The organism is Arthrobacter sp. H14, assembly GCF_000520495.1.
Lineage (GTDB): Bacteria > Actinomycetota > Actinomycetes > Actinomycetales > Micrococcaceae > Arthrobacter_C.
In genome coordinates, this window is sequence record NZ_KI914654.1 from 28498 (window position 1) to 39887 (window position 11390).

The 11390-nt window shown below is 58.7% G+C and carries 10 protein-coding genes; 7 read left to right on the forward strand and 3 right to left on the reverse strand.

Annotated elements, in window-relative coordinates; genetic code table 11:
- The first annotated feature begins 90 nt into the window (after positions 1-90).
- From Y707_RS0111630 to Y707_RS0111660, 7 genes are all read left to right on the forward strand, one after another.
- Positions 91-1137: a LacI family DNA-binding transcriptional regulator gene (locus Y707_RS0111630; protein ID WP_035781416.1), complete on the forward strand. Its 1047-nt coding sequence runs from the start codon at positions 91-93 to the stop codon at positions 1135-1137.
- 17 nt (positions 1138-1154) lie between these two features.
- The gene (locus tag Y707_RS0111635) at positions 1155-2453 is read left to right on the forward strand and encodes a sugar ABC transporter substrate-binding protein (RefSeq protein WP_035781418.1); all 1299 of its coding nucleotides are present in this window, start codon (positions 1155-1157) and stop codon (positions 2451-2453) included.
- 13 nt (positions 2454-2466) lie between these two features.
- Complete coding sequence (locus Y707_RS0111640) at positions 2467-3480, forward strand: carbohydrate ABC transporter permease (protein WP_026535220.1); 1014 nt, start codon at positions 2467-2469, stop codon at positions 3478-3480.
- A 160-nt stretch (positions 3481-3640) separates the two neighbouring features.
- On the forward strand, positions 3641-4396 hold the full coding sequence (locus Y707_RS0111645) for a carbohydrate ABC transporter permease (protein ID WP_155852923.1): 756 nt from the start codon (positions 3641-3643) through the stop codon (positions 4394-4396).
- Between the two features lie 8 nt (positions 4397-4404).
- The gene (locus tag Y707_RS0111650) at positions 4405-5472 is read left to right on the forward strand and encodes a glycoside hydrolase family 130 protein (RefSeq protein WP_035781420.1); all 1068 of its coding nucleotides are present in this window, start codon (positions 4405-4407) and stop codon (positions 5470-5472) included.
- A 34-nt stretch (positions 5473-5506) separates the two neighbouring features.
- Positions 5507-7621: a hypothetical protein gene (locus Y707_RS0111655; RefSeq protein WP_035781422.1), complete on the forward strand. Its 2115-nt coding sequence runs from the start codon at positions 5507-5509 to the stop codon at positions 7619-7621.
- Positions 7622-7778: 157 nt separating this feature from the next.
- Complete coding sequence (locus tag Y707_RS0111660) at positions 7779-7997, forward strand: hypothetical protein (RefSeq protein ID WP_026535224.1); 219 nt, start codon at positions 7779-7781, stop codon at positions 7995-7997.
- A gap of 145 nt (positions 7998-8142) precedes the next feature.
- Here Y707_RS0111660 and Y707_RS0111665 read toward each other — a convergent pair whose 3' ends face one another.
- From Y707_RS0111665 to Y707_RS29805, 3 genes are all read right to left on the reverse strand, one after another.
- Positions 8143-9606 (reverse strand): short-chain fatty acid transporter, encoded by a 1464-nt coding sequence (locus tag Y707_RS0111665; protein ID WP_026535225.1) that lies wholly within the window; start codon positions 9604-9606, stop codon positions 8143-8145.
- 69 nt (positions 9607-9675) lie between these two features.
- Positions 9676-10860: a thiolase family protein gene (locus Y707_RS0111670; RefSeq protein ID WP_026535226.1), complete on the reverse strand. Its 1185-nt coding sequence runs from the start codon at positions 10858-10860 to the stop codon at positions 9676-9678.
- Positions 10861-10919: 59 nt separating this feature from the next.
- A partial coding sequence (locus Y707_RS29805) for a phosphotransferase (protein ID WP_155852925.1) occupies positions 10920-11390 on the reverse strand: 471 nt, incomplete at its 5' end.

An 11390-nucleotide genomic window follows, 5' to 3' on the forward strand; every position in this document is an offset into this window, starting at 1 on the left:
GCCCTTCCAAAAGTGATGCTTGACACATCGCTACTGAACCGGTTAAGTAGTACCAGCTGAACCGGTTCAGTAACGAAAGGGGTTGTGAGTATGGCGGTGACTATTTCCGACGTCGCGAGGGCAGCGGGTGTCAGCAAGGGCGCCGTATCGTATGCCCTCAACGGCAGGCCGGGCGTCAGTGATGAGACCCGGCTTCGGATTCTGGACGCTGCCAAGCAAATTGGTTGGAAGCCCAGTTATCGGGCAAAATCCCTCTCGTCGTCGCGTGCTTATGCTTTGGGATTAGTGGTGGCCAGGAACCCGAAACTCATTAGTACCGACCCCTTCTTCCCCTCCTTCATCGCCGGCATCGAAACGACGTTGGCGGAGCACGAATATACGCTTGTTCTCACCGTTGCGACCCAGCCAGGTGCGGAGGAGCGGGGCTACCGGAAACTCGTCGACGGCGGGCGGGTAGATGGCGTTATTCTCACCGACGTGCGGCATGACGATTCCCGCATTCCACTGATTCAGGAACTGAAGATTCCGGCGGTGACCTTAAACCGGCCGGACACCGGTTCGCCATTCCCCGCCGTCTGCATGGACGATACGGAGGGAATTAGCTCCTCCGTGGAGCATCTTGTTGGGCTCGGGCACAGCCGTATTGCTCACGTGGGCGGTTCACAGCACATGATCCACGGCAGGAGCCGCCGGCGGGCGTGGGAGGCTGCACTGAATGAAGCGGGCCTGAAGGCTGATCTCTTTATTGAGGCCGACTTCACCGCCGCTGGAGGTATAGCGGCCACCGAGAAATTGTTGCGTGCCGGCGACAAGCCGACCGCCATCGTTTATGCCAACGACATTATGGCGACAGCGGGACAGGCTTTTGCCCAGTCCTCCGGCTTTCGCATTCCAGAGGACTTGTCTATCAGCGGGTATGACGACGCTGATTTCACCCAGTACTTGAACCCTGCGCTCACCACAGTCAGCACCGACCCCATGACATGGGGACGGATCGCAGCCCAGGTGCTGATCAACGAACTTGAAGGCACGCATGACGGTATGGACGTCATGCTGTCTTCCCCCAACCTTGTGGTCCGTGGATCCACAGGCCCATGTAAGGCCGTCGGCACAGCGCCGCTGGCAACATCCAAGTAATAAACCGAGGAGACGCAATGAAGCGTGCATTTGCATCGCGAACTCTATCCATCGCTGCTATTGCAGCAATGGGACTTTCACTGGCCGCATGCGGCGGCTCGGATTCCGGCGGGACTGGGGCCAGCGAAGAAGCGAGTAGCGGGCCGATTGATATCTGGTACTCGAATAATGAGGATGAAGTGGCGTGGGGCAAGCAGATGGTCTCGTCATGGAACGAGCAACATCCTGATCAAAAGATCAGTGCACAGCAGATTCCCGCCGGTAAGAGCTCCGAAGAGGTCATTGCAGCTTCGATTACAGCCGGAACGGCGCCTTGCCTCATATTCAATACCGCTCCTGTTGCCGTACCGCAGTTTCAGCGGATGGGTGGGCTCGTAGCGCTGGACTCCTTTGAAGGAGGTGCGGACTACATTAAGAAACGCAGTGGAGAATTAGCCAGCCAGTACCAGTCACAGGATGGCAGCTTCTACCAAATCCCGTGGAAGTCCAACCCCGTTGTTCTGTTCTACAACAAGGCCATCTTCAAGGAAGCCGGTCTGGATCCAGAGAATCCGCCGCTGGGAACCCAGGAGGAATTCCTCGAAACGGCCCGCACGCTTGTGGAGTCCGGTGCAGTGGACAACGCGGTCTGGCCATCCCCGGCCAGCGATTTCTTCCAATCCTGGTTTGACTTCTACCCGTTCTATGCTGCGGCGTCGGGCGGGGAGCAGCTACTCGAAGATGGGGAGGCGACCTTCAACTCGGACGAGGGTAAAGCTGTTGCGGAGATGTGGAAGAAGATCTATCAGGAAGGCTTGTCCTCTAAGGAGGTCTACACCGGTGACTCCTTCGTAGATGGTAAGGCGGCAATTGCCATCTCAGGTCCTTGGGCCATTGCCGCATACGGGGACCAAGTCAACTGGGGCACTGCACCCATCCCTGTGACAGAAGAAGGGGCTGAGAGCCACACCTTCGCCGATGCGAAGAATATTGCGCTCTACTCTGCATGTGAAAACAAAGGCACGGCGTGGGAGGTCTTGAAGTATGCGACCAGCGAAGAGCAGGACCGCAACCTTCTGGAAATGACGGGCCAAATGCCGATGCGCGCCGATCTGACCACCGTCTATGCAGACTACTTCGACGAGAATCCGGCCTACAAGCAGTTCGCCGAGCAGGCGAATAACGCGGTTGGCGTTCCTCAGGCCCCGAACTCAGTCGAGATCTGGCAGAACTTCCGTAACGCCTGGGTCGGCTCGGTGATTCATCCGAACGACAGCATCGATGAGGCATTCGAGAAGGCGGCCACTGAAATCAATAAGCTGGCCTCACAGCAGTAAGGCGATGAGCTGGATGACTTTGCCTCGCAGCAAACGCGTGCAGCCGGATGGAAGTGACCCGGCAGGGTCAGCTGCGGCTGACTCTGCCGGGCGGCATGGAGGTTCCAGCGACGGTAACGCCGGAGGCCCGGCGCCCCGGAAACCGCGTTGGCGGCCGTTAGGCGCACAGCCAGTCGGAGTTCTCTTCAGCGCTCCATACCTTCTGTTTGTCCTTGCCGTGCTGGCATATCCGCTGGGATATGCCGTCTACATTTCATTTCACGACTTCTTTTTCACTGCCCCTGGCGTCAGCGTTCCCAAGCCATTCGTCGGGTTCGATAACTACATTGCGGTTCTCACGGATCCAGCGGTTATTCGTTCTTTCGGAAACATTCTGATCTTTCTAGTGATCAATGTGCCGCTGACTGTTGCACTCTCGCTGGTACTGGCCAATGCGCTGAACCGTGTGACGCGGTTGCGCACCTTCTTCCGGGTTAGCTATTACGTTCCGTACGTAACGGCAAGCGTGGCGGTCATCGGCGTGTGGCTGTTCCTGTTTCAGCAGAACGGACTAATCAATTCACTCCTCGGTTCGTTGGCGCCAGAGCCGTCATGGCTCGTCAATTCCTGGTTGGCGATGCCCACCGTTGCGTTGTATGTGACATGGAAGCAGCTGGGATTCTTCATTCTGCTGTATTTAGCAGCCCTGCAGAACATTCCAGAGGAACTGTATGAATCCGCGGCCGTGGATGGAGCCAACAAGTGGAATCAGTTCTGGAACATCACAGTTCCTGGCGTGCGGCCAGCCAGTGTGTTGGTTACGCTTCTCGCCACCATCACCGGCGCGAACCTCTTTACAGAGCCCTACCTCCTTACCGCAGGCGGTGGACCGGACGGAGCTTCGACGTCGCCAGTGTTCCTGATGTATAGAACGGGAATCCTGCAGGGCAATCCGGACATTGCCGCTGCTCTCGGCGTCATTTTGGTTATTGGCGTGCTGCTGATCGCTCTCATTCAACGCCGGTTGGTCGGCGGAAAGGAGGAATAACGTGGCCCAAACACTTAGTAACGATGACGAAGCTACGGAGGCTCCGGCTACTGACCGCCGTCGCAAATCCGATGTTGTACAGGAACGGCACAAGCTTCGGCCTGGCAGCCTGATCCTGCTCGCCGTCGGCGCTTTCGTTTTTCTTTTTCCCTTTTACTACATGTTCATTGGCTCGTTGCAGGCCAATCCAGACACCTCTGTGGCCGGTGCCTTTCCCCAGCCGGGAAACATCACGCTGCAGAATTACACCAACATCAACAGCTCCATCAATCTCCTCAAGGGGCTCATAAATTCCGGAATCTTCACCGGCGGTGTCATCCTCTGCACGGTGGTATTTGGGCTGTTGGTCGGCTACGCGCTGGCCCAGCTATCGTTCCGAGGGCGCGGGGTCGTTTTCGGGATGATGCTGCTGGTGCAGATGATCCCGTTCCAGCTCCTGCTTATCCCGTTGTACGTTCTGATTGTGCGGGACTACGGCTTGGGGGACACCTACCTCGGCATGATCGTGCCCTTCGCAATTAACTCGACGGCGGTGTTCGTGTTCCGGCAGTACTTCCTGCAGTTGCCCGCTTCACTTTTTGAAGCGGCCCGCATAGACGGGGCCAGCGAGCTAAGGATCTTGTGGCAGATTGCGGTTCCACTGGTGCGCCCCGCGATTGTTACTGCAGTTCTTTTGACCTTCATCGGCCCCTGGAACGAATTTCTGTGGCCGTTCCTCGTCACCAAGGAACAAAGCATGCAGCCACTCGCGGTATCACTGGCGAACTACATCTCAAATATTGCCGCCACGGCTTCAAACCCATATGGAGCCATTCTGGCTGGCGCATGTGTGCTGGCTGCGCCTGCAGTCATCCTATTCATCATCTTCCAACGACAATTCATTTCCACCAATCTCGGATCCAGCGCGAAAGGCTGACATTTTCTATGACTTCTCTACCTACGGTTCCATTCACGCTCACCCGCGCGGGCGTGGTCATGACTCCAGAACCCGGCAACGACCTTGAAGCCGAAGGAGTTCTTAACCCTGCCAGCGGACGAGGCGCCGATGGAGAACTGTACCTGTTGCCCCGTCTCGTCTCTGCTGGGAATGTCTCCCGGGTAGGCCTCGCCAAAGTTAAGATCGACGACGGCGTTCCGGTTGGCGTGGAGCGCGAAGGCGTTGTCCTGGCCCCTGATGAGGGTTGGGAACGAGGCAAGAATAATGCTGGAACGGAGGACCCACGGACTACGTGGGTTCCGTCATTGGAGCGGCACCTGATGACCTATGTCGCCTACGGTCCGATGGGCCCACGGTTGGCAATGGCGCACTCCAAGGACCTGCGCAACTGGGAGCGGCTTGGTCCATGCTTCTTTGAGTACGAGTCCGGGCTCTCGATGGATCTGAATCTGTTTCCAAACAAGGATGCTGTGTTCTTCCCGGAACCGGTTAACGATCCTGATGGTGTCCCCTCCTATGCCATGCTTCACCGTCCGATGTGGGATCTCGGTTGGATCCGGGAGGGTGAGGGTGAACATTTGCCGGCAGGAGTCACTGACAACCGCCCTGGTATTTGGATCTCGTATGTGCCGGTGGAAGATGTGAAGCGGGACATTCGCAATCTCGTGCATATGGGGAAGCACAAGCTGGTGGCCCTCAGCATTTTCGATTTCGAAGAGCTGAAGATTGGCGGTGGACCCGCTCCGATCCGCGTCGACGAGGGTTGGTTGATCATTCATCACGGCGTGGCAGGGGCACTGGAGAAATCAGCTTTCGACCACCAGCAGAAGGTCAACTACTCTGCTGCCGCGATGATTCTTGATCCTCTTGACCCGTCCAAAGTAATTGCACGGAGCGATAAGCCCTTGCTGGCGCCTGAGACCGAGGATGAAAAGTCCGGCATTGTCCCGAACGTGGTGTTCCCGACCGCCATTGAAGAAATTGAGGGGCAATTATTCGTCTTCTACGGGATGGCCGACTCGAAAATTGGCGTCGCACGTCTCGACCGGATCTGAGAAGGGTATGTGGCCCATCGACAGGAGAAATAGGATGACTGTTCACCATGCACGTTCCCGCGGGAAACTGCCGCTTATCCGCTTGGCGGCTGCTCTTGGATTAACTGTCGCCTTAGCCGGCGCCGGTCTTGTTCCGGCCGCTGCGGGCCCCGGAACATCCGGTTCTGCGTTCAATGTGACTACCAATGGATTTGCGGAACGAGAAGTACCCGGCGTGGAGACACTGACCAACCTGTCTCATCTTGATTTCCTGCTGGACGAAGTCCCTTTAGAACCGGTCAAGGGACATAGCACGTACGGGATCAAGCAGGATCCAACCGCACTGGCGCCGTGGACCTATGCGGATAGGAACGACGACGGGAGTTATCGCCGGGTGGGCGGAGGAAGCCTTGATCCGGAAACCGGTCACTGGAGCCAGGGCGCCTTCAACGCCGACGATATTTCGCGCAGCGCCGTGGTGTATCTGCGTCATTGGCAACAGGCCAATGATGTCTCCAGTCGTGCGAAAGCCCGCGAACTTCTTCGCTCACTGACTTACCTTCAAACCACCGACGGAGAAAACGCGGGCAACGTCGTGCTCTGGCAGCAGCCGGATGGCACCTTGAATGAGAGCGCCGAACCGGTGGAATTGCCGGATCCAAGCGATGCGGGAGATTCATACTGGCTCGCGCGCACGGTCTGGGCATTGGGCGAAGGATATGCCGCCTTCCAGAACGAGGACCCGAAGTTTGCGCAGTTCCTCCAGAAGCGGTTGCACCTGGCTTTGGAAGCCCTCAATCGGCAATCGTTGGCGCAGTATGGCGATTACGACATCGCTGATGGTGAGCGCGTACCGTCCTGGTTGATTGCAGACGGTGCGGATGCGTCAGCCGAAGCAGTACTCGGACTAAGCGCCTATCTGGAGGCCGCGCCCGATGATGAGGTGGCACGGAGGGCTCTCCGGCAACTCAGCGAAGGCGTTGCAAAAATGTCGGCTGGCTCAGTGGGGCAGTGGCCGTACGGTGCGATCCTGCCTTGGACCAAATCGCAGAGTCTGTGGCACGCGTGGGGCGGAATGGCCCCGGCGGCATTGGCTGAGGCCTCCACTGTTTTGGAGAGATCTGACTGGATGCAAGCGGCAGTTAGGGATACTGCCCAGTTCACGGCGCAACTGCTCGCGGCAGGAGGACCCGACAACGGATGGACACCAACACCGGCCGATAAGGTCCAGATTGCCTATGGTGTGGATTCCAGACTGCAGGGACTCGTGAGCACGTCGGATGCCACAGGCGCAGACGGCCTTCTCGAACTGGCGGCCGTCACAGGTGCCTGGTACTTCGGAGCCAACCGCAGCGGCGAACCGATTTATGATCCTGACACGGGCGTTACCTTCGACGGCGTTGATGGCAGTGGGGTAATCAATCGTAACTCCGGCGCCGAGTCAACGATCCACGGTCAACTTTCCATGCTGGCCCTCGATGCACACCCGATACTGAAGTCAAAAGCGCTGGGAATCGACGAAACAGTCTCGACGACCGGCCTCAATGTCGTCGAGGCGGAGTCGGGGACCATGAGTGGAGGCGAGGTCGTCCAGCCAGCTTCGGCTTGGACTGGGGAGGCGAACTTCTCTGGTGGTGCTTACGTGTTGCTCGATAAAGGCGGGCAACTCACCGTCGGGGTACCTGATTCGGACCAGCTTCGCCGCGTCTACCCAATCGTCAATCAGGACGTCGAGCCCGAGGGGAGCACACTATGGCGGGCGGAAGGGATGAAACTGGGATCTACCGAAAACGGTGGAGTTGGGGAACCTGGCATAACAGCAGTGCCTGGCAAGTTGTCCCCGCTGTTCCTCGAGAAATTTTTGGATCCTGGGCGTGCTCAAATAACGGGAGTGTCGGATTCCAAAGTAGCAATCGATGCTCTCATGCTGCAGCCTCTGATTTCCTCCATCGTCGTTGACGGGCCTGCAGGTAAGTCAACCGTCTATGTAAGCGCCGGTGATAAGAAGCTCAAAAAAAAGATTGAAGTGCCTCCTGGTTACGAGTTGAATCAGCGTGCTTTCGATTCGACAGGTCAGCTGGTCGAAATCAATGGTGAGGAGATGAGCCATTCGGGGCAGATCGTGATCTTGCCTGGTGGGTTTACCGTCGCACACCTGGAAGAAGGATAGCCGAGGTGGTGCTGGATGTTGAAGACCAACGGTTCGCAATGCAGAGGCGAAGAGCACTTCCCGAGCGGTCCGCTCCCCGGTATGTTGGTAAGCGGGCTTACCAATGTTTGGGAGCTGCACCATTCCGTTTGAATCAAATATAACGAAGGAGTGCACCATGCTTGTCAAGAAGCTTTCCGATGCCGGAGTTACCAGCGAACATGCCTACACCGCGGCGTTTATCTCCATTGGTTTATCATTCCTCTCGTGGGTGACGAGCAGGAAGAAGGAGAAGGCCGGCGTCGCCCGGGCCGACCGTTGGGGCATCTTCGTCGGCCAGTGGGCGCCTACCTTCTTCGGACTCGGGCTCGCGCTGCGCAGCTACGAGAAGAAGTAGCGGCGAACCGGCACGCTGTCCAGCCGTACAGAGCTGTCCAGCCATACAGAAGGTGTGGGACTCCGGCACAGCGCCGGAGTCCCACACCTTTTGCGTCCTGAGCATCCAGGCAATACTCCGCTCAAGGCTTAGGACGGTGGCGTGCCTACCCGGCTCCGACGATGAGCATTGTTCCAGCAAATACGATCCCGCTGAGGATCAGCGTGATGAGGGTATAGCCCAAGATTTCCCGTACTTTCAGCCCCGCGACAGCCAGCAGCGGGATGGCCCAGAATGGCTGGATCATATTGGTCCATTGGTCTCCATAGGAGATCGCCATGATGACAACTGATTGATCTACCCCGAGGGCATTGGCTGCTTCGGCGAAGAGCGGTGCCATGACGGCGAACTGTCCACCGCCAGAGGGGATGAACATATTGAGCAGACCGGCGGACAGGAACGTCCAGAGTCCAAGTGTCGCTGGCGAGGAAATGTCGATGAAGAAGCCGCTGATAATGCCCACCAGGCCACTGACGCTCATCATGCCGATAATCCCGGCGTACAACGGATATTGCAGGAGCACTTCCCCAACCGTGCGTCCACCACGGGCGATCAACCCGGCAAGTTCACGGGCGTTACCCACCAGGAGCATGATCAGGCAGAGGAAGGACCAGTTGACAATGTCCAACGTCAGCTCGAACCCTCTGGTGCTGAAGTAGAAGGTGAGGTAAAGGCCGAGGAGGACTCCCAGGGCTAGGGTGAAAACGCGAAGGTTCTCGATTCTGTCAGCGGGGGTGGGCTTCGTGTTCGATGGAGTCGCCGTGGTGGCGGTGGTAGCTCCAGGCCCGGTTTTGGAGTTGGTCCTGCTTACTTTGGTGGCTGCGTCGGCGCCGGCGGCTTTGGTGTTACCTTCGGAATCCGCGCTGACAGATGAACCGCCGTCGTCGTCTGCAAATACGCTGTCAGGGGCCGGAACTATCTCGTCATGTTTCTTGGGAGCCAGGAGCATCATCGCGCCTGCAACAACCACCAGCGTGACAATAGTTGCGATGATGTTCCAGGTCGAGAAGGTGGTACGACTGATGTCCACGAGGCCGCCGGGAAGGTCCGAATAGGCGCCGCCTTCAGTCGCGGCATTCAACGGTCCGGAACCCGAATAGCCCATGTGCCAGACGACGAAGCCGCTGTACGCCGATGCCACGAGCAAAGGGTAATGCAGCTTTGTTCCCCGTGCCTTTGCCGCACGTGCCACTTCGACGGCCATTACGCCACCAACGATCAATCCCAGACCAAAGCTGATCAGGGAGGCAATGCCGGCGACGATGGTGACGAACCCGTACGCCTGCCGTGGTGTTCGTGGTAAAGACGCCACACGGACCAGGAGACGGTGGACCGGCCGGGTGTTAGCCAGCGTGTAGCCGAGCAACAGGACCAGCGATACCTGGGTCATGAACGCGAGCAGACCGGTCAGGCCGTCTCCCCATCCCAAGACTAGGTCAACGGGAGAAATGTCGGTCATGGTCAGTGCCATCACCCCGACGATCATGGTCAGTATGACGGCGAGGATCAGAGGGCCCGGAAGCCACCGCTCCACGAAACGGCTCAGTGGCCGGGATAGTGTCTGCAACATCGTTGTTGTCCTCGATTCATCAGGGCTGCGCGCATAATGCTCAGCAGGATGGGTTGGTTGGGAGGGGGATCAGGATTGGTAGTTGCGGAATAGGGCCGCCAACGCCTGCCCTCCGCCGATGCACATGGTGACGATGCCGTATTCCAGACCTCGCCGCCGCAGGTCCTTCGCCACGCGCAGCGACAGGATGGCGCCTGTAGCTCCAACAGGATGACCCAAGGCGATGGCACCGCCGTAGGGGTTCGTTTTTTCTGGATCAAGCTTTGCGTCCCGGATCACGGCAACCGCCTGCGCGGCGAAAGCTTCGTTGAGTTCAACGACATCGACGTCGGCCGGGGTGAGACCTGTTTCCTGAAAGAGCTTCTCGACGGCGATGGTCGGCGCGTAGCCCATCAGGGACGGTTCGATTCCAGCAGTGGTTACGTGCTCCAGGGTTGCCAGGCCACCCAGACCGCGATCCCTTGCCGTGCTTTCCTTCATCAGGACCACTGTGGCTGCGCCGTCGTTGATGCCGGACGAGTTGCCTGCGGTGACGGAGCCGTCCCGGAGGAAGGCGGGACGGAGGCTCTGCAATTCTTCGAGGGTGGTTTCCGGGCGGGGATGTTCGTCCTTGATGACTGTGACTGGCTTCCGTCCGGAAACAGTGACCTCGGTAATCTCCTCGGCAAAGGCTTCTTGAGCGTCGGTTGTGCCGGACCGTCGTTGGCTTTCGACGGCGAACTCGTCTTGCTCCTGTCGGGACACCTGGTACTTCGTGGCAACGTTTTCGGCTGTGACGCCCATATGTTCTTCGATGAATGGATCGGTCAGCATGGCAATGGTGCCGTCGACCAACGTCCGATCACCGAGGCGCTTGTTGCCGCGGGCGCTGAAGTCCAGGAACGGCATGCGGGACATGGATTCGTCGCCGCCGGCCAGGATGGTGTCGACGCCGCCCCAGACCAACTGCTGGGCGCCGGACCAGATCGCCTGAAGGCCTGAGCCGCAGAGTCGGTTGACGGTGAAGGCCGGCGTTCGTGGCTCGAGCCCGGCGGCGAGGGCGACGCGACGTGCGTTGTAGGCGTCCGGGCCGACCTGCCCGATGCACCCCATGATCACTTCGTCAATCGAACTGGCGTCGACACCGCTGCGCTCAAGGGCGGCACGGGCCGCGGTGGCTCCGAGCTCGTGGGCGGGCACGTCTTTGAGCGCGCCGAGAAATTTCCCGGTGGGCGTACGGGCGCCATCGACGAGGACAATTCGGTCCTTGGACATGGGGAACTCGCTTTTCTGCTGATGGTCAGCTGTTGGCTGGTGGCTTAAGAGGTAAGGGTTTACTTCGCGGCGGCGGCAATGCCGGCGAACCGGCCGGCGGATTCAAGCAGCCGAGGCACGCCGGCTTTCAGAGATGGGCCAAAAACCTTGTCGTGTGGCCGTTCGCCCTTGAGCCAGCGCGTGTAGATAGCTTCGGAGAAAATGGCGGCCTTCCACAAGGCCAGTGTTTGATACCAGGGCAGAGCGGTGACGTCGAGCCCGGTCTGGTCGCGGTACCGCTCGATCAATTCGTTCCGGTCCAGGTAGCCTGGCTGGCGGGTGACAGAGGTGAGTTCCATGGTGGTGGAGAGGCTTCCGGGTTCCGCGTAGGTTGCTGTGAGGTAGCCGAGATCCGCGAGCGGATCGCCGAGGGTGGCCATTTCCCAGTCGAGGACGGCCGTCACATGCGGCGGTGCGGTTGCCGCAAACATGAGGTTCCCGGTGCGGTAGTCGCCATGGACGACGGCGGCCCGCTGGCTCTGCGGGAGGTT

What these genes read in the sequence shown, in the direction of transcription:
- Y707_RS0111655 (WP_035781422.1), top strand. Translation starts at nt 5,507, where the DNA reads ATGACTGTTCACCATGCACGTTCCCGCGGGAAACTGCCGCTTATCCGC.
- Y707_RS0111630 (WP_035781416.1), top strand. Translation starts at nt 91, where the DNA reads ATGGCGGTGACTATTTCCGACGTCGCGAGGGCAGCGGGTGTCAGCAAG.
- Y707_RS0111665 (WP_026535225.1), bottom strand. Translation starts at nt 9,606, where the DNA reads ATGTTGCAGACACTATCCCGGCCACTGAGCCGTTTCGTGGAGCGGTGG.
- Y707_RS0111670 (WP_026535226.1), bottom strand. Translation starts at nt 10,860, where the DNA reads ATGTCCAAGGACCGAATTGTCCTCGTCGATGGCGCCCGTACGCCCACC.
- Y707_RS0111660 (WP_026535224.1), top strand. Translation starts at nt 7,779, where the DNA reads ATGCTTGTCAAGAAGCTTTCCGATGCCGGAGTTACCAGCGAACATGCC.
- Y707_RS0111640 (WP_026535220.1), top strand. Translation starts at nt 2,467, where the DNA reads ATGACTTTGCCTCGCAGCAAACGCGTGCAGCCGGATGGAAGTGACCCG.
- Y707_RS0111645 (WP_155852923.1), top strand. Translation starts at nt 3,641, where the DNA reads ATGTTCATTGGCTCGTTGCAGGCCAATCCAGACACCTCTGTGGCCGGT.
- Y707_RS0111650 (WP_035781420.1), top strand. Translation starts at nt 4,405, where the DNA reads ATGACTTCTCTACCTACGGTTCCATTCACGCTCACCCGCGCGGGCGTG.
- Y707_RS0111635 (WP_035781418.1), top strand. Translation starts at nt 1,155, where the DNA reads ATGAAGCGTGCATTTGCATCGCGAACTCTATCCATCGCTGCTATTGCA.